Origin of the sequence: Streptococcus sp. A34, from assembly GCF_043674115.1 — a bacterium.
Lineage (GTDB): Bacteria > Bacillota > Bacilli > Lactobacillales > Streptococcaceae > Streptococcus > Streptococcus suis_V.
The window spans coordinates 85,270-101,800 of sequence record NZ_JBIMJM010000002.1; the positions used below are offsets into that span (position 1 = coordinate 85,270).

Consider the following 16,531-nt stretch of genomic DNA (forward strand, 5'->3'; position numbering starts at 1 on the left):
CCTTTCTATTTATAGAGACAAATTTTCTTGCCGTCAATATCGGCGATGGTCAGCTCCATATCATAAAGGGAGCTGAGGATAGGCTCCGTCATGACCTCATGGGGTTGCCCCTGGGAATAGACCTTGCCATCTTTAAAGGCGACCATCTGGTCGACAAATTGGCTAGCCACATTGATGTCGTGAATGACAACCACCACCGTCTTGTGCAGGTCATCCACCAGACGACGGAGGGTTTTCATCATCAAAATCCCTTGCTTGATGTCCAGATTATTGAGCGGCTCGTCCAAGAGGATAATCTCCGTATCCTGAGCCAAAATCATGGCAATGTTGACCCGCTGCAACTGCCCCCCCGATAACTGGTCAATAGGACGATGGCGGAAATTCTCCAATTCCATATAGGAAATAGCCTGATTGATATGCTCATAGTCGACAGCTGTCAAGCGCCCCTTGCTGTAGGGATAGCGACCAAAGGAAATTAGCTCCTCGACCGTTAATTTGACTTGATAATCCACCTTTTGCTTGAGCATGGATAATTCCTTGGCTAATTCAACCGAGTCCCAACTTTCGATTTCCTGCCCCTTGATATAGAGCAGCCCCTGCTCCTTGGGCAAAAGTCGGCTAATCAGCGATAAAAGCGTTGATTTGCCTGCGCCATTTGGTCCGATAAAGGCGGTAAACTTAGCTTTTTCGATGTTAAGACCAATTTCGTCTAAGATTGGATTGGTCCCATATTTCTTGGAAATATTTTCCATTTTAATCATAGCTTATTACGCTCCTTGTACAAGAGATAAAAGAAGAAAATACCACCGATCAATTCAATGACCGTCCGAATGCTGATATTGAAGTTAAAGACTCTTTCGACCAAGGTTTGAGCCAGTAAAAGGCTAACAAAGCCGAGCAGAGAGCCAACTAAAAAGAGAGTTCGATGACGAAAATCATTGACCAGCTGATAGGTGAGATTGGCCAGAATGAAGCCCAAGAAAGACAAGGGACCGACCAAGGCTGTGGAGGCTGAAACTAACAGAGCAACTAACCAGAGAAGCTGTTGCTGCTCCTTTTCCACGTCCACGCCCAAGAGCCGAGCATTGTCTTTTCCCAGATAAAAGGTATCCAGTACCTTGCCCTTGCGGTAGAGCAAACCACAAATCAGAATGGCCAATCCCACCACCACAAGTAGGACGCCCTCATTGACATTCTGCAAGGAGGCAAAGAGTTTGGACTGCAGTTTGTCATATTCATTGGGCTCCATCAAGACTTGTAGAAAGGTGGATGTACTACGGAAAAAGGTTCCCAAGGTCATGCAAATGAGAAGAATAAGACCAATTCCCTTATTCAAAAGTGCCTTGATAGCTGGTTGCAAGAGCAAGAAAAATCCAGCCTGCAAGCCCAGCACCATGAAAAATTCGGTCAGGGAATTGGGTGCCAATCCCTGCGACCATTTCCAAAAGAAAAATAGGAAAAGAGACTGCATAAGGACGTAGAAACTTTCCAGTCCCAGCACAGACGGGGTCAGGAAACGATTGCCCGTCACCGCCTGAAAGCTGAAGGTGGAAAAACTAGCAATGACAGCCACCACCAGATAGACCAGCAATTTTTTCAAGCGTAGGTTCAGGATGTAAGAATTGGGCAGGCTACCATCTGGCAGGAGATAAAATAGCGTTCCCAAAACAGCGATGGCCGACAAAATGCCAATCAGAAGCAAGGTTGAGCGTTTGATACGGTTCATGCACGCGCTCCTTGCCAGATAATGAGGAGAAAGGCTAGGGTGCCGACCACTCCCAAAATCAAAGAAACTGAGACCTCGTAAGGCCAGATGACCAAACGTGCCAAGATGTCACAGACCAAGACCAAGAGGATGCCCCAGATGACCACCAAGCCTTTGACTTTCTTGAAATAATCGCCTGCGTACTGCCGAACCAGATTGGGAATGATGACGCCCAGAAATGGCAGAGCGCCGACCGTAATCATGGTCACAGCCGAGGTCAGAGACACCAAGGCTAGATCCAAGGTCTCATAGGCTTGGTAAGGCAAACCCAAATTCCGACTGGCATCCTCACCCAGAGCCATGACCGAAAAGGCATCCGAATAGTACCAAATGGCAATCAAGACGAAAACCAACAAGAAGAGCCATTCGTACTGATTGCGCTGAATCATGGAAAAAGAACCCTGACTCCATGCGGTCATGGACTGAATGAGGTTAAACCGAAAGGCAATCATCTGGGCAAAAGAGCCGATAATACCACTGTAAATCAGTCCTACCAAGGGCATAACCCACTTTTCCTTGAACTGCAAGCGCCGGATAACTTGGATGAAAACCGTTGTAAAGAGCAGGGCAGTAAGAAAGGCAAAACTCATTTTTTGAAAGAGAGTGGCCTTGGGAAAGGCAAATAAAGACAAGAGAATACCCAGCTGGGCTGCCTCTGTCGTCCCTGTTGTCGAGGGGGCTGCGTAGGGATTTTGTGACACGGTTTGCATTAACAAGCCCGACAGGGAAATGGCCCCACTGGCTAAGATAATGGCAAGAGTTCTGGGAAGACGCGATTCCCAAAAGAGGATCCTAGACGTATCCTGTCCCTGAAAAAGCCCAAGCCAGGAAAAGCCGGCATGACTGCCAATGGATAAAGAAAGAATGATTAAACTAGCCGTCAGACCAGCTAGGAGAATTTTATTTTTCATGATACCTCATTTTTCAATAGTACAAGCTTAACAGAAAAGCAGGTAAATGTCAATCTTTGATTATAATTGTCAGATAATTCTAATTTAAAATAGAATCAGTCTCAACAGCATAAAAAAATCCCAAGCAAAATCAACTGCTTGAGATTCTAACTTATAAATATTCACCCTTAACATTAAAGTAAGTCCCACGGATTTCCCCAGCTAGTTTGGAGCGTTGGCGGGCAAACTTGAATTTTCCTTCAAATTCTTTGGGAATGTCAATCCCGTCCGACAATTTGAAACCGACCGCTCGTTTGCCTCCTTCTTCTAGCGTATAGAGGACATTGACAGCCAGGCCATTGTCATAAAAGACAAAAGACCAGAGAACGCCATCTACCTCAAGCTGGGCTACGTTAAGCGGGGTGTATGGAAAGTTCATGTCCCGCTCTGCCAAGACCTGCTCTATGAAGGGCAGGATTTCAGGCTTCTCCTCTGGGCTATAGACCACGAACTCCTGCTTGTATTTGTTCCAGAAATAGCGAGCTTCGTTGGCACGCAGACCGGCCAAGACTTCTGCGACTGGACTAGTTTCCAAGCCTGTCGTTTCGACTTCTTTAAAATTTACTGTATAAGCCATGATTTTCCTTTCAATAAAGAAAGCACCCGAAGGTGCTAGGTAAGGCTTCTCTACCAACTTCAGGTTCGAGGTCGGTAGAAAAAATTCATTAGGCGTTAAACGCTTCTGTCAATTGTGGTACCACTTGTTTCTTACGTGAAACGGCACCAGCAAGGAAAGCGTGGTTGTTTTCCAACTTGAAGTTGAAGGCTGCTTCTACCTTGTCCATGTTGCTACCGAGGGCAAGGATTTCAGAGTTTGAGTTAACGATGTCTGTAATCATCAAAACAAAGTCAGAGTAGCCATTTGCTGCTGATGCTGCTGTCATAGCTGCTTCGATTTCTGCTTGGCGTTCCAAGACTTCCGCAATATCCACTGTGTTGACTTGGGCTACACGCACGTCATTTCCGTTCAAACCGAAGGTTTTTGCGTCGATGTCGATCAATTCTTCTGCTGACTTACTGGAAAGATTGGTACCTGCTTTCAAGAGTGCCAAGCCGTATTCTTCCAAGTTTACACCAGCAATTTCCGCCAATTCAGCTGCTACTTGTGGATCTGTTGCGTGAGTGGTTGGAGATTTGAGCAAGAGCGTATCTGAAATCAAACCTGATAGAAGAAGTCCAGCTACTTCTTTTGGAGGTGTCACACCATTTTCTTTGAAGGCACGGTAAACGATTGAAGATGCTGAACCAACCGGCTCCAAACGCATGTACAATGGATTTGCCGTTTCAAAGTTGGCAACACGGTGATGGTCAATAACAGCTGCAACTTCCACATCCTTGATGTCTGCGATTGATTGTTGGAATTCATTGTGGTCCGTCAAGATGACTTGGCTAACGCCTTCTGCCTTAGCAGACTCAACCACGCGCGGTGCTGTCACACCAAAATAGTCAAGCGCAAAGGCTGTTTCTTCATTTGGCGTTCCAAGTGCAACTGCTTCCGCATCACGACCAAACACTTCACGCTCCAAGTGAGCCCAGCCGTATGATGATGCAATGGCATCTGTGTCAGGATTTTGGTGACCAAAAACTAAAAATTTAGACATGTCTACAACCTCATTTTTCTAATAATCTCCTACATTTTACCATAAAAGATGACTCTTGAAAACAAAAGAAACCAGGCTTTTCACGACCTAGTTTCTGCATTCATTGTATCGAAAAATTAATCACCTAAAAATCGTGTCCCCACCAAGTAATCAAAGGCATAGTCATTAACCTTGACGTTGAGGGCATCGTGCCCATAGTCTGGAAGGATTTTCATTTCTTTTTCAACTTCCAGGCGGTTATAGGCCGCAAACTGGGTCGAAGGTGGACAAACTCCGTCCTCTAGACCAGTCACCATGGCCACAGGGCATTTTACCAAATGAGCCAAGTTTTTAATGTCAATGTAGGACAGGGTCTGCAATACCTGCTCCTCCGTCTCATGGAAGGGATCCGAGTATTTGAAATAACGGAAGAGCTCATCATAGGCCTCGCTGTTATTACCCAATTCCAAGACTCGCTTGAAGTCCGATAGGAAAGGATAAATAGACAGGCATTTTGATAGGTCTGAATAGAGGCTGGCCGCTACCAGAGCCAGGGCCCCGCCTTGGGAGGCCCCATAACTCATCAGCTGGTGCTCATCCACAAAGTCAAAGCCAGCCACTAGCTTAATCAGCTGGTAGACATCCAGGTAAACATCCTTGTAGAAAAGATGGTCTGGTCCCTGCAACATGCCACGAATGACCTGCCCCTTGACTGTCAGGCCCTTAAATTGGCCCAAATCCTGGGAACAACCGGCCTGACCACGCACGTCCATGGCCACAACACCGTAGCCAGCTGCCGTAAACTTGAGCAATTCAGCCCAGTCAGGTGATTGGCCTTGGTAGCCGTGGAAATAGAAGAGAACAGGCACAGGCTGTTCAGCTTCCGGAAAAATAGTTTTGGCAAAGACCCGTGAGCCGTTGGTACCTGTAAAATAGAGTTCATAGCAAATCACACCAGGCAAACCAGCTGGCTTTTCAAGCAAATCATAATCTGGCAGTTCTGGCAATGCAGCTAGTTGCTGCTGCCAAAAACTATCAAAATCTTCTGGAAGCTCATGACGACCACGATAGGTACGCATAGCCTCCAGGGACATGGTATCAATCATAGACTCACCCAACTTTCAAGCCCTGTTTTTGGGCAAAATGATAGAAGGCCCCTAGCATGCCAGCTGCATTTTCATGTTTAGCAAATGCAATCCTTGTTTTTTCAACCAAGCTTGGTAATAAATGACGTTTTATTGCTTCTTGAATCATGGGTTCCAGATATTCTTTCTGCCCCATTATTCCACCACCTAGGATGACAATCTCCGGATTGACTACATAAGTAATGGTTGCAATGCCCTTACCAAGATTGTCCACTAGTTGATGAATAGCCACTTGACACTTGCTGTTGCCATTTTTGGCTTCTTGAAAAATCCGATACCCATCCCATTCGGATGGATTATCCCCATGCAGGTCTGCCACATGCTGAACTAGAGCTGTCGTTGAAGCAATATCTTGAAAGGCCCCGTCAGACAAGGGGAGATAGCCTACTTCACAGGCTGCATTACTAGATCCGTGGTAGATTTCCTTGTCGATAAGGAGACAGCCACCAATGCCAGTGCCAATCGTCAGGCAAAGGCAAATTTGATTGTCTTGACCCGAACCCGAAATTCCTTCTGCTAGACCTGCACAGTTGACATCGTTTTCCATTTCACAGGGCAATCCAAATGTTGCCTCGATTTCAGCCTTGAATTTTGTTCCGGCGTAGTTAGGAATTTGCGGTCCAGAGTAGAAGATTTCCCCTTTAACATGGTCGACCATTCCTGCTGACGAAATAGCTACACCTGCAATATCAGAATTGTCCTTGTATTTTCTTACCAAATCCTTAACTGTCGCAAGGATATGTGGCCCTCCCAGGTGAGCCTGGGTATCCATTTTATACTGCTCCAGAAGTTTCCCATCCTGGTTAACCAGTCCGTATTTGATCTGGGTACCACCTATATCTACTGCTAAATAGCGTGTCATAAGTCACCTCCATTAGCTGATAAACGTTATCTTAGCTTGAGTAATCATGGCCGCCGCCTCCTTGGCAATGGCCAAATCTGTATCTTTAAGAGAGGACAATGGTTCCCGAACTGATCCTATGTCCAAGTCTTCATTGATACGAAGAACTTCCTTGATAACTGCGTACATATGACCGTGAGCGGAGCATAGTTTGTTAATAATTCGGTTAATCTCAGCCTGAAGTTCTCGTGCTTTTTCTAATTCTTTCTTGCTAATCATATCGTCCATGGCCAAAAAGAGCTCTGGCATAGCGCCATAGGTACCACCAATTCCACCGCCAGCTCCCATGAGACGCCCTCCTAAGAATTGCTCATCTGGACCATTGAAGACAATATAGTCTGGACCAGCAATGTTGATAAAGGTGTCAATGTCCTGCACTGGCATGGATGAATTTTTCACCCCGATGACACGAGGATTCTTCAGCATTTCCTTGTAGAGGCTTGTCGTTAAAGCCACACCAGCCAACTGCGGAATGTTGTAAATCATGAAGTCCGTATTTGGTGCGGCACTGCTGATGCCGTTCCAGTAGTCAGCGATGCCGTACTCTGGCAGGTGGAAATAAATCGGCGGAATGGCCGCAATGGCATCAACACCCAATTCTTCAGAGTGACGGGCCAATTCTTGACTGTCCTTGAGATTGTTGCAGGCCACATGGTTGATAATGGTCAATTTACCACGCGCCTCTTCCATAACTGCTTCAAGGACTAACTTACGATCCGCCACACTCTGATAAATGCATTCACCAGAAGAACCATTGACATACAGTCCTTTTACTCCTTTTTCAATAAAATAGCGGGTCAGTTCTTTGACACGTTGCGAATCAATTTCTCCATTTTCGCCGTAACAGGCATAAAATGCTGGGATAATTCCTTTGTATTTTTCTAAATGAGACATAAGATTCCTTTCAAATTTATCAGTTTTTCAGGATTTCAAGATTTCAGGATTTATAGTAAAGAAGGAAGAGATAGACCAGGCCCGCGTAGCCGAAAGTAGCCAGCAATGAGAGGACGACCAAAAAGGTCAGACCATTGAAGAAAGCTACAAAGACTAGGACCAGAAGTACCACGACAATAGCCAGGGTCAACCAAAGGTTTCGAGCCGACTGCATCAGGGCAGTCAGGCCCAGCTGAACCAAGGGCAATTCTACTTGACTGGCCACTCGATAGAGGTAAGGAATCATCAACTGACTAAAGATGAGGGTCGCAAAGCAGACCAGGCGCAGAATTTGTATGGGCAGCGAGGTCACACCCGAAGTCAAGAATAAGTTCAGGATGCAGACTCCCACCAAGAGACCTTCCAGCAGACCCAAGGTCAAGCCCTGTTTCCAATACCGCTTCACCATGACAGGATAGGTCGCAAGAACAGCCACTTTTCCTTCCTTTCTAAGGATGTCCAGACTGGCAAAGAGAGCCAGGCGGGCAATTCCAAAGGTCAAGACAGGCAAACTGGTCACCACAAAGCAAATATTCAGAAGGAAAATGGTGAAGACCTTTTCCACCGATTGCCAAAATGGGTGATTGACATCGAATAAAGATTGTAATAGCTGACCACCTGTCTTTTTCATGGAAATCTCCTATTCTATCAAAATTTTGTACACAAGTTTGCGGACCTGTTCTCCCTCACCCGCTTTTTGGTTGGGCAAATGAGACTCTCCTGGCAGGAAAAAGGCAAAATACTGGTCATTGATGGTCAAATCAAGCTGACTGGATGCCGTCACAAAGCCAACATCTGACTGGGCTTGATAAGGTTCTAAGTCCTCCAGACCGTCATATCCGTAGGAAATCATTTCTTGACCAGCTAGAAGAAAATGCAGATCTGCATAATTTCTATGGTATTCAAAACGCTGCCCTGGCTCCGCCAGCTGATTGTCCTGAACAAAGCAGAAAACCTTGTCCCCAGCCAGCTCGTACCTGCCAGGATCTTGTGTCTTGAAGTCACCACTCAAAATACTATCGATTGCCAGATCCAGATGCGGATCCAGCCCCTTATATGTTGCAATATTTTCAATCAGATCGTAAATCATATACAACCTCTAATCCATATTTGCTTTAATACTCTGCGAAAATCAAAATCATCCGTTGTCAAGAGCCTTGGTGAGTGAAAAGCTCCGGTGGAGGTTTTCACTCGTCAAACCAAATCGACCAAGTCTCGTACTATTTCCCACGAAAACTGATCAACCAACCCAACGGGATTTGGCAATGTAAATTTCTTTTAGCCTAGCTGAAACAGTCTTCATCAACACTCCAACGGGATGCTCTAAGAAAATGGCTTGGTATCTAGGCAAGGAAGTCAAAGGTATAACTAAAGTTTACCGAGACGACATAACGACGAGACAAAGCCATTTTCGACGAGCATCAGCCTTTCACAGCACCCATGGTAATCCCCTGTGTAAATGATTTCTGGAAGACAAGGAAGACGGTTACGATCGGTACGGCCGCCATAGCAGCACCCGCCATGATGAGACCGTAGTTGGTCGCCATCTCGGCCTGCATGGTCGCAACGCCCAGGGAAATGGTCAAGTTCTGACGAGAGGTCAACATAACCAATTGCATGAAGTAGTCGTTCCAAGAATTGATAAAGGTAAAGATTGCCAGGGCCGCAAAGCCAGGTTTTACGATTGGGAAGGCCACATTCCAAAAGGTAGATAGCTCGCCACAACCGTCAATCTTAGCTGATTCCAAAAGCTCGGTCGGGATATTTTCTGAGAATTGCTTCATGAGGAAGACACCGAATGGCCAGCCAACCAGTGGCAAAATAACCGCTGCCAGCGTATCGTGGATACCCATGAAATTAACAATCCGTACCAGCGGCACCAAGACTACCTGCTTAGGCAGGGCCATGGCCGCGATGAAGATAGAGAAAAGAATTTTCTGACCGTAGAAGCGTTTCTTGGCCAGAACATAGCCTGCCAAGGATGAGGTCGCACAAACCAAAATCATGGTAGCTAAGGAAATAAAGACTGAGTTCCACAACCATTGCAGGGCTGGGTTTTGCACAGTCAACTTAACAAAATTTTCCAGGGTTGGCTCAGTTGGCCACCACTGGGGCGGAATGACAATGGTATGGGGTTGAGACTTGAAGGCACCTGTCATAATCCAGTAGAAAGGAAAGATAAAGAGGACAGTCAAGGTCAACAAAATCACTGAAGATAGGATTGAAAATGGGGTAATGGTTTTCTTTTTCATCTTGACCTCCTTTCTAATATTCCACATCATTTCCAAGAACCTTGAATTGGATAAAGGAAATGATAGCAATCAAGACTGCAAGGAAGACACCCATGGTATTGGCATAGCCATACTCAGAAAGCTTGAAGGCTTTTTCGTAGAGATAGTACATGAGGGTCGATGTTGAATAGTTTGGTCCACCAGATGTCAAGAGCTGGATAAGCGCGAAAATCTGGAAGGAGTTAATGGTTGTAATAACTGTAATGTAAAGGGTTGTAGGCAATAGGCTAGGCCACTTGATTTGCCAGAAAACCTGGGTTTCATTGGCACCGTCTACCCGTGCTGCTTCTACCAAGGAATTATCAATATTTCCCAGAGCAGCGATATAGAGGATAATGGGCTGACCGACAGATGTAGTCAGGAGAATGATGACAATTGCCCAGAGGGCCCACTGTTTGTCTCCAAGCCAAGAGATATTTTGTTCAATAATACCACCTGATTTCAAAACAAAGTTAAGAATACCCGACAGAGGATCGTAAATCCATTTCCAGACAACCGTTACAGCTACCGAACCAGTAACCACCGGTAGGAAGAAGACTGCTCGATAGAAGGAACGAGCGATGACGTTTTTCTGGTAGGTATTGGCCGCTACAAAGAGCGAGAAAAAAATCACGACTGGCACTGATCCCACAACGATAACCAAGGTGTTAATCAAGGATTTGATGAAGATAGGATCGTTGAACATCCGCACATAGTTATCCAAGCCGACAAAGGTAAAGTCCGTCATGGTGTAGTTGAAGAAACTAGTCACAAATCCCATGACCATAGGTGCCAAGACAAAGACGGTAAAGAATACCAAAACTGGGGCCAAGAACGTGTAGGAAACAATGGTTTCCCGCATTCGTATTTTGTTGATTTGCAATGCAAACACCTCAATTCTTTCAAGTTAGAAAGCAAGAGCTCCCTTTCTAGATCTCGTTAGAAATGGGATTAGAAAAGGAGCCTACTTTCAAATATTATTTAATGGTTGCGTTCGCTTTTTCAGTGAAGTCTTTCAAAGCTGTTTCCGCGTCTTGTTCGCCATTTGATACTGCTTGCAACATTGGGAACCAAAGTGTTCTCATTTCAGCAAAACCGTCAATGGTGTTGTAGTATGGAGAGTAGTATTGAGTCCACTCGTCAATCATTGCCATGCGTTCATCATCATAGAGTGCTCCAAAGGATGTACGAACTGGGAAGGCACCTGTACGAACAACGTTCTTAGGTCCCCACTCAGCATCATCTGCGATGAATTGAAGGAATTTCTTAGATGCTGCTACACGCGCTTCGTCGCCATTGTTGAAGACTGCAAAGCCGTTTACAAGGTATTCAAGGTCTGGTTTACCATCTTCTGATGGGAAGAGAACTTCAAGCACTTCTACGCCTGATGCTTCCAACAATTGTTGTTGGATACCATTTTGAGATGGTGCCCAAAGGATGGTGTAAGATGTTTGACCATTTGCAAAGTTTTGGATATCGTCACCACCAGCATATTGAGAACCGTTCATCATGTAGCCATCTTTGATCCAGCCAGCTGCCTTATCAAGGGCTTTAATCATTTGTTCTGAGTCAGTTGTGTACTTGGTTACTTCAGGGTCTGTGATGCTTCCGCTGTAAAGGTTCGCAAGGAAGGCACGAGTACCTTGGTCACCACCTTGACCATTCGAGAAGAGGGAACCTGGGTTGTAGCCTTTGTCTTTCAAAGCCTTGATGACTTTTTCAAAGTCATCTGTTGTCCAGCCATCTTTGACAAGATCAAGAACACCAGCATCTTTCAACATCGCTTTGTTAAAGGCCATGTAGAATGGAGCAGAGCTGATTGGATACATGTAGGCTGTATCACCAGCTTTAGACGCTTGGATGATGTTATCGTTGTTGACATCCTTAACAAAATCATCTGTAAAGAGGTCGTTCAAATCAGCCAATTTACCATTTTTTCCGTAGGTAATGATACGACCTGGTGCGTCAAAGAGCACATCTGGCGCAGTGCCCGCTTCAATAGCTGTCGTGATTTTTTCAGGTCCAGATGTGAAGTCGATGGTTTCCAATTTCACATCGATATCCGGGTTTGCTTCCTCAAAAGCAGCAATAATTTTTTGCTCATAGGTACCCACACCATCTTCTGTTTTTTCTTGCGTGAAGACTGGGAAGGCCCACCAAGTGATTTCTGTCTTGTCAGAGCTGCCTGACTCTGCTGCAGATGATGCGGTAGTGTCACTTGCCTTATTGGCACAAGCTGCAAGTGACAAAATAGCTGCACCTGCTAACAATGAATGCATGATTTTTTTCATCATTCTACTCCTTTTATTTTTTTAATTTTCCCCTGTGGGGAGTTTGATGACAATTTAAGCCTGCAAAGCCTTGATAAAACGCTCTGCGATTTCTTTTGGTCGAGTAATAGCCCCACCAACTACAATTCCTGCCACACCAAGGTCGTGAATCGTTTTAACCTGGTCCGGATAATGGATTTTGCCTTCAGCAATGACATCTATGCCCGCCTTAACCAATCGATCTACTAGCTCGATATCTGGTCCTTCTCCCTGACGGCTATAAGAAGTATAGCCTGAGAGAGTGGTGCCGACAAAGTCAATACCTGCCTCGTAGGCCGTCAGACCTTCTTCATAGGTGGAAACATCTGCCATGAAGAGCTGGTCTGGGTATTTTTCCTTGATTTGCTTGATAAACTCGACGATAGTCAAACCGTCGTACCGTTCCCGCTTGGTACAATCTAGTGCAATAACCTCAATGTCCAGGGCTGCCAGCTCATCGACCTCCTTCATGGTCGCTGTGATAAAAGGCTCCTGTGGTGGGTAATCCCGCTTGATAATACCGATAATAGGTAGGTTGGTCACTTCTTTAATTTCTTTTATATCTCGAACACTGTTGGCCCGAATACCAACAGCTCCTGCTTCCTGGGCTGCCTTAACCATGAGGGGCATTATCCCGCCTTCTTCCCTATACAGTGGCTCACCTGGTAGGGCCTGGCAAGAAATGATGATCCCTGGTTTTATTTGTTCAATCAAGGCCTCCTTACTCAATTTAGCCATGAATTCTCCTTTCAATGACGGATCCGAGTTAGCGCTTACATTGTTATTATAACGCCTCGGATACAATAATTCAATATATTGCCATATAATAGGTTTCAGTTTCAAAAATTGTAAAATCTAACATATTCCTAAAACTACTTTCAGAAGTCAGAAAATTTCAAAAGTAAAAACCAGCCGAAGCTGGTCGATTGTCCTTGCTATTCTTCTCTGCCCAAAATCTGATTGATTTCTTGGCTATAAAGAATAGCCCGTCCGCCATAGATGGCTTGAATACCATCTTTCACATCCAGAACTGCTGTTGCTCCAATCGCTTTCAGGACATCCTTGTCAACCATTTGACTGTCCTTCAAGGATACTCTGAGGCGAGTCGCACAGGCTGTCACGTGTTCTATATTGGTTTCGCCACCCAAGGCATCAATGATTGAAGTGGCACTATCATAGAGGGTTGAGCCGTTTTTCAATACCTTATCAGAATTTGCAGAGCTATCACCCGTTTCCATACCAGGCACTAGAACATGGAACTTGGTCACTAGGAATTTGAAAACAACATAATACATAGCTGCCCAGGCCAAACCGACTGGAAGCACCAAGAGCCAGTTGGTTTTGTCATTGCCTTGGAAAACACCAAAGATAAGATAGTCAATCAAACCACCAGAGAAGGAATTCCCGATACGAATTTGTAGCAAGTCAGCTACCAAGAAAGAGACACCATCTAGGAAGGCATGGACGACGTACAACCATGGAGCAACAAATAGGAAGGAGAATTCAATTGGTTCTGTAATCCCTGTCAACAAGGACGTAAGGGCACTACTTGAATAGAAACTGCCAACTTTTTTACGATTTTCCTTTGGAATAGCATGGTACATGGCCAAACAAGAAGCCGGCAAACCAAAAATCATAGTCGCAAAACGACCGGCAAAGAAACGAGTCCCGTATGTAAATAATCCAGTATGGTTGGGATCAGCCAATTGTGCAAAGAAAATATTCTGAGCACCTTGAATCGTTTCACCGGCAACTACTTCACTTCCACCCAGTGAAGTATACCAGAACATCGGATAGATAGTATGGTGTAAACCAAAAGCTCCGGTTAACCGTAAGCCAAATCCATAAAGGAACGTTCCTAGACTTCCCATTTCTGATATTGTTTCACCGAATGTCACCAAAAGCCCCTGAATCGGTGGCCAAATCAAATAGAAAATCCCACCAAAGGCAATGGCTGCAAAAGACGACACTATTGGAATAAAGCGCGAACCTCCAAAGAAACCTAGGAAGGCTGGTAACTCAATTTTCCTATATTTATTGTGGAGATTTGCTACTGTGATACCAATAGCCAAAGCACCGACCACTCCTGTGTCAATACTAGCACCTTCTTCTGCAAATAACTGTAGAAAACCACTAATCGTAGCTGTATACACCAAGTAGGACACCGCAGCTGATAAACCAGCTGTTCCCTTGTCGGCATCTGCAAGACCAACTGCCACTCCGACCGCAAAAATAAGGGCCAAATTAGCAAAGACAGCACTACCAGCTGTACTCATAATGGTGAAAGTTGCCTGTAACCAAGCCTGGTCTAATACAGGAAATTGAGAAACCGCATTACTGTTGGACAAGGCACCCCCGATACCCAGGAGTAAACCAGCAACCGGTAAGATAGATATGGGCAGCATGAAAGCCTGCCCCAACTGAGAAAACTTCTTGAAGTTCATCAGAAACTCCTTTCTAAAGCATGGAACGACATCATCGCTCTTTTACAAAATGTTAACGTTTACAAAAACATTATAAGCATAGTTTTTAGGAATTTCAACCATCTGAACTTGTTTAGAAAGTAGTTTTAAGATTATAGATAAATTTTATAAATTGTGAAATTACTTTCGATTAGCTCCAAAATAAAAAACCAGCCTAAGCTAGTTTCCCATCTCTATAATAGCTGTTTCTAAGTCAAGCCATTCGGTCACAACCTTATCCGGTTCCACACTTGTCTCCGGCTGCTGCCGTTTTCTGTGGTTGAACCAGATGGCCTGCCAGCCAGCTGATTTGGCACCGATGATATCATTTTCAAATGAATCACCGACATAACAGATTTCTTGACCCGCCATTCCCAGGCGCTCTTCCATCAGCTTGAAAATAGCTGGATTGGGCTTGGTCATCCCAACCTGCCCCGAGATAACCATCTTCTCCTGCTCTATCCAATCTTGTAGGCCCAAGGTTCGGATTTTCCGCAATTGATGCCGATGGGGACCGTTGGTAATGATGCCAAGAGTAATACCCCGTTGCTTGCAAGCCTCAAAAATGACTGGATAAATCGGACTGAGTTCCAATTGCCCTTGATAATAGTCGTAGTCGATTTGAATGGTCAAGGCCAGCCCATCGGACACCTGGTAACCAAAATCAGCTAAGGCCGCCTTCATCCGATAAACATGACTGTCCTTGAGGCTGATCTTGCCAGTCGCAGCCACTTCAAAAACCTGATCCGCATAGTGGCGAAAGGCCAGATACAGGTGAACCAATTGCTCCTCAGGCACCGACAAATGTCGTTTCAAGGCCCGTTCAAAGGGCTGAATCTGGTCATATAAGGTATCGTCTAAGTCAAATACAAGTGCCTTTATTGTCATTACTTACCTCTTATAAACCGAAGAGATTTTTCATCCGCAGATAGCTCTGCTCTTCTCCGACAAAATACACCAGATCATTTTTCTCCAAAGTCTGGTAGGGACTAGGAGAAATCAAGAGCTCTTCATTGCGCTCAATACCGACAATAATGGCTCCTGTGTGGTGCCAGATACGTGCATCCGCCAACTGCTTGCCCAGCAACTCACAGTCAGCTGTCAACTTTAAACCGTAGGGCTCCAAAGGGTATTTCTTTTGCACGCGCTTGGTCTGATCCAAGTAGACAGAAACCAAGCCACGCAATTCCTTGAGCATATTTTCCTGCTGGTCCATCTTCTCCAAAATCCGGTCTTTTTGCGAATTTAGGGAGCTGGTCATTTCAAAATTATCAATGAAATCGTGGGCCTTTTCCTTGGATAAGACAATCGCTCCACTACCGTGCTTTACCGACACAATATGTAAATCTGCCAGGATATTCAAAGCTTTACGAGTGGTCTCCGGCGAAACACCAAACATGCTGGATAGGGTCGAACGAGACTTGATTCGCTCACCTACTTCATATTCACCTGAGACAATCCGTTGCGCCACTCCGACCGCAATCTGCTGGTACTTAGACGCTTTCACAATTTTTCGATTTGGCATAAATCTTCCTTCTTTCCATAGACAAAAGGAGCGGTACCGTATCACCTTCCATGATCCCGAAACTCACTCCTTTAATTGGTCCTAGGCAAGAATCATGCCCTGAACCCTATTTAATTGATGAACTGATTAGACTGAGTCTACTCTACGCGAGATGATTGGATTTGTTCCTTCACTTGTCCTGTTTTTTCTGAGACAAATTCACCAGCCTTGTTTGCTTGAGAAGCGATAGCCTGACCTGTAGCTTGACCTGCTTCAGTTACACGATCTTGCAAGGTAACAGATGCCGCTTCAAACTCTTCACGCGTTTGTACGTCTACAACTTCTACGTTCACTTCTACTACTTGCAAGTGAGTCATAGCCGCAACTTCTTTGCTGATGACAGCTTTCATTTGTTCAACGATAGCTGGAATATCTTTACCATATTCTACCACAATCTTCAGGTCTGTTGCAACTTGTTTGGTACCAACTTCGACGTTGATGCCTTCTCTCACATTGTCACTATTGACCAGCTTGTTCTTGAAATCCGTCAAGAAACCACCGCTGACTGACAAAAGACCTGGAACAGTTTTCAAGGCATAGCCAATCATTTTTTCAATCACTTGGTCTGCGTATTCTACAGTACCTTTTACAGCTTCAACTTGTGTGTTTTTCGTTTCTTTCATTTCCTAATCTCTCTTTCTATAGATAAAAC

18 protein-coding genes are annotated in these 16,531 nt (G+C 45.0%); all 18 read right to left on the minus strand.

Annotated elements, in window-relative coordinates:
* Positions 1 to 5: 5 nt before the first annotated feature.
* Positions 6 to 758 carry an ABC transporter ATP-binding protein gene (locus ACHBGV_RS01140; protein ID WP_394731883.1) on the minus strand — a complete coding sequence of 251 codons (753 nt, stop codon included), beginning with the start codon at positions 756 to 758 and terminating at the stop codon, positions 6 to 8.
* Positions 758 to 1,726: an iron chelate uptake ABC transporter family permease subunit gene (locus ACHBGV_RS01145; RefSeq protein ID WP_105160637.1), complete on the minus strand. Its 969-nt coding sequence runs from the start codon at positions 1,724 to 1,726 to the stop codon at positions 758 to 760. The genes ACHBGV_RS01140 and ACHBGV_RS01145 overlap by 1 nt, the downstream gene beginning before the upstream one ends.
* The gene (locus ACHBGV_RS01150; protein WP_394735470.1) at positions 1,723 to 2,676 is read right to left on the minus strand and encodes an ABC transporter permease; all 954 of its coding nucleotides are present in this window, start codon (positions 2,674 to 2,676) and stop codon (positions 1,723 to 1,725) included. Before ACHBGV_RS01150 ends, ACHBGV_RS01145 begins: the two co-directional genes overlap by 4 nt.
* A 151-nt stretch (positions 2,677 to 2,827) precedes the next feature.
* On the minus strand, positions 2,828 to 3,292 hold the full coding sequence (locus ACHBGV_RS01155; protein WP_394735471.1) for a phage tail protein: 465 nt from the start codon (positions 3,290 to 3,292) through the stop codon (positions 2,828 to 2,830).
* 88 nt (positions 3,293 to 3,380) lie between these two features.
* Positions 3,381 to 4,316, minus strand: coding sequence for a manganese-dependent inorganic pyrophosphatase (locus tag ACHBGV_RS01160; RefSeq protein ID WP_394735472.1), 936 nt, complete (start codon positions 4,314 to 4,316; stop codon positions 3,381 to 3,383).
* Between the two features lie 116 nt (positions 4,317 to 4,432).
* Positions 4,433 to 5,401, minus strand: coding sequence for an acetylxylan esterase (locus tag ACHBGV_RS01165; RefSeq protein ID WP_394718926.1), 969 nt, complete (start codon positions 5,399 to 5,401; stop codon positions 4,433 to 4,435).
* 4 nt (positions 5,402 to 5,405) lie between these two features.
* Positions 5,406 to 6,302, minus strand: a complete 897-nt coding sequence (locus ACHBGV_RS01170) for an ROK family protein (RefSeq protein ID WP_394735473.1) — start codon at positions 6,300 to 6,302, stop codon at positions 5,406 to 5,408.
* 12 nt (positions 6,303 to 6,314) lie between these two features.
* Entirely contained in the window at positions 6,315 to 7,235 is a 921-nt protein-coding gene (locus tag ACHBGV_RS01175) for a dihydrodipicolinate synthase family protein (protein ID WP_394735474.1), read from the minus strand.
* A gap of 43 nt (positions 7,236 to 7,278) precedes the next feature.
* Positions 7,279 to 7,905 carry a DUF624 domain-containing protein gene (locus ACHBGV_RS01180; RefSeq protein WP_105123194.1) on the minus strand — a complete coding sequence of 209 codons (627 nt, stop codon included), beginning with the start codon at positions 7,903 to 7,905 and terminating at the stop codon, positions 7,279 to 7,281.
* 9 nt (positions 7,906 to 7,914) lie between these two features.
* Positions 7,915 to 8,364, minus strand: a complete 450-nt coding sequence (locus tag ACHBGV_RS01185; protein ID WP_125265687.1) for a YhcH/YjgK/YiaL family protein — start codon at positions 8,362 to 8,364, stop codon at positions 7,915 to 7,917.
* Between the two features lie 331 nt (positions 8,365 to 8,695).
* A complete protein-coding gene (locus ACHBGV_RS01190) occupies positions 8,696 to 9,526 on the minus strand; it encodes a carbohydrate ABC transporter permease (protein ID WP_105110344.1) in 831 nt (276 codons plus the stop codon).
* A gap of 13 nt (positions 9,527 to 9,539) precedes the next feature.
* Positions 9,540 to 10,427 (minus strand): carbohydrate ABC transporter permease, encoded by an 888-nt coding sequence (locus ACHBGV_RS01195; protein ID WP_161943016.1) that lies wholly within the window; start codon positions 10,425 to 10,427, stop codon positions 9,540 to 9,542.
* A gap of 94 nt (positions 10,428 to 10,521) precedes the next feature.
* Entirely contained in the window at positions 10,522 to 11,835 is a 1,314-nt protein-coding gene (locus ACHBGV_RS01200; protein WP_105160630.1) for an ABC transporter substrate-binding protein, read from the minus strand.
* Positions 11,836 to 11,889: 54 nt separating this feature from the next.
* The gene (locus tag ACHBGV_RS01205) at positions 11,890 to 12,591 is read right to left on the minus strand and encodes an N-acetylmannosamine-6-phosphate 2-epimerase (RefSeq protein WP_105123191.1); all 702 of its coding nucleotides are present in this window, start codon (positions 12,589 to 12,591) and stop codon (positions 11,890 to 11,892) included.
* Positions 12,592 to 12,788: 197 nt separating this feature from the next.
* The gene (locus tag ACHBGV_RS01210) at positions 12,789 to 14,297 is read right to left on the minus strand and encodes a PTS transporter subunit EIIC (protein ID WP_394735475.1); all 1,509 of its coding nucleotides are present in this window, start codon (positions 14,295 to 14,297) and stop codon (positions 12,789 to 12,791) included.
* Between the two features lie 198 nt (positions 14,298 to 14,495).
* Complete coding sequence (locus ACHBGV_RS01215; protein ID WP_394735487.1) at positions 14,496 to 15,197, minus strand: HAD family hydrolase; 702 nt, start codon at positions 15,195 to 15,197, stop codon at positions 14,496 to 14,498.
* 16 nt (positions 15,198 to 15,213) lie between these two features.
* Positions 15,214 to 15,840: a TrkA C-terminal domain-containing protein gene (locus tag ACHBGV_RS01220; RefSeq protein ID WP_394735476.1), complete on the minus strand. Its 627-nt coding sequence runs from the start codon at positions 15,838 to 15,840 to the stop codon at positions 15,214 to 15,216.
* Positions 15,841 to 15,977: 137 nt separating this feature from the next.
* Complete coding sequence (locus ACHBGV_RS01225) at positions 15,978 to 16,502, minus strand: Asp23/Gls24 family envelope stress response protein (RefSeq protein ID WP_105110349.1); 525 nt, start codon at positions 16,500 to 16,502, stop codon at positions 15,978 to 15,980.
* Between the last annotated feature and the right edge of the window lie 29 nt (positions 16,503 to 16,531).

What these genes read in the sequence shown, in the direction of transcription:
- ACHBGV_RS01145 (WP_105160637.1), bottom strand. Translation starts at nt 1,726, where the DNA reads ATGAACCGTATCAAACGCTCAACCTTGCTTCTGATTGGCATTTTGTCG.
- ACHBGV_RS01150 (WP_394735470.1), bottom strand. Translation starts at nt 2,676, where the DNA reads ATGAAAAATAAAATTCTCCTAGCTGGTCTGACGGCTAGTTTAATCATT.
- ACHBGV_RS01155 (WP_394735471.1), bottom strand. Translation starts at nt 3,292, where the DNA reads ATGGCTTATACAGTAAATTTTAAAGAAGTCGAAACGACAGGCTTGGAA.
- ACHBGV_RS01160 (WP_394735472.1), bottom strand. Translation starts at nt 4,316, where the DNA reads ATGTCTAAATTTTTAGTTTTTGGTCACCAAAATCCTGACACAGATGCC.
- ACHBGV_RS01165 (WP_394718926.1), bottom strand. Translation starts at nt 5,401, where the DNA reads ATGATTGATACCATGTCCCTGGAGGCTATGCGTACCTATCGTGGTCGT.
- ACHBGV_RS01170 (WP_394735473.1), bottom strand. Translation starts at nt 6,302, where the DNA reads ATGACACGCTATTTAGCAGTAGATATAGGTGGTACCCAGATCAAATAC.
- ACHBGV_RS01175 (WP_394735474.1), bottom strand. Translation starts at nt 7,235, where the DNA reads ATGTCTCATTTAGAAAAATACAAAGGAATTATCCCAGCATTTTATGCC.
- ACHBGV_RS01180 (WP_105123194.1), bottom strand. Translation starts at nt 7,905, where the DNA reads ATGAAAAAGACAGGTGGTCAGCTATTACAATCTTTATTCGATGTCAAT.
- ACHBGV_RS01185 (WP_125265687.1), bottom strand. Translation starts at nt 8,364, where the DNA reads ATGATTTACGATCTGATTGAAAATATTGCAACATATAAGGGGCTGGAT.
- ACHBGV_RS01190 (WP_105110344.1), bottom strand. Translation starts at nt 9,526, where the DNA reads ATGAAAAAGAAAACCATTACCCCATTTTCAATCCTATCTTCAGTGATT.
- ACHBGV_RS01200 (WP_105160630.1), bottom strand. Translation starts at nt 11,835, where the DNA reads ATGAAAAAAATCATGCATTCATTGTTAGCAGGTGCAGCTATTTTGTCA.
- ACHBGV_RS01205 (WP_105123191.1), bottom strand. Translation starts at nt 12,591, where the DNA reads ATGGCTAAATTGAGTAAGGAGGCCTTGATTGAACAAATAAAACCAGGG.
- ACHBGV_RS01210 (WP_394735475.1), bottom strand. Translation starts at nt 14,297, where the DNA reads ATGAACTTCAAGAAGTTTTCTCAGTTGGGGCAGGCTTTCATGCTGCCC.
- ACHBGV_RS01220 (WP_394735476.1), bottom strand. Translation starts at nt 15,840, where the DNA reads ATGCCAAATCGAAAAATTGTGAAAGCGTCTAAGTACCAGCAGATTGCG.
- ACHBGV_RS01225 (WP_105110349.1), bottom strand. Translation starts at nt 16,502, where the DNA reads ATGAAAGAAACGAAAAACACACAAGTTGAAGCTGTAAAAGGTACTGTA.